At 56.3% G+C, this 355-nt stretch carries 1 protein-coding gene; it reads right to left on the bottom strand.

All coding sequences use genetic code 11. From position 1 onward, the window contains the following. The coding region (locus AC1RPQ_RS08185; RefSeq protein WP_481762291.1) for a hypothetical protein at positions 1 to 237 on the bottom strand (237 nt) is incomplete at its 3' end. Positions 238 to 355 lie beyond the last annotated feature (118 nt).

The following is a 355-nucleotide window of genomic DNA, read 5'->3' as shown; positions in this document are numbered from 1 at the left end:
GGCCCCAGCAATCTGCGCATCGGTCAACCCGTATTCACGGCCGAACGCCACAAACGACGAAACGAAGTCATTGGGATCGGAGCCATCGGGACCGACCATGAAACGAGGTTTGTGCTTCGCGCCCGCTCCCGGCACATACTGCGCACCGAATTCAGGGGCTGGGGCCGAAACCATCGAGGGCAGCGTCGCGATCCCCAGAAGAAAGCCGCATATAGCGGCCCGAATCATGTTTCTCATCTTACTCTACCTCCACTGCTGAAACTATAAAAATGGAGTGTAGAGAAAAATTAGTTCGCCGTCAACCCCTTGTCACAATCGCGTTCACTGCGCACACACGAGCCAGCCAGACGACGCA

The sequence above is a fragment of the Dellaglioa sp. CoH-57-MRSF-21 genome, assembly GCF_056781915.1.
The sequence above is the reverse complement of the archived record's forward strand: the minus strand, read 5'-3'. Positions and strand labels throughout refer to the sequence as shown.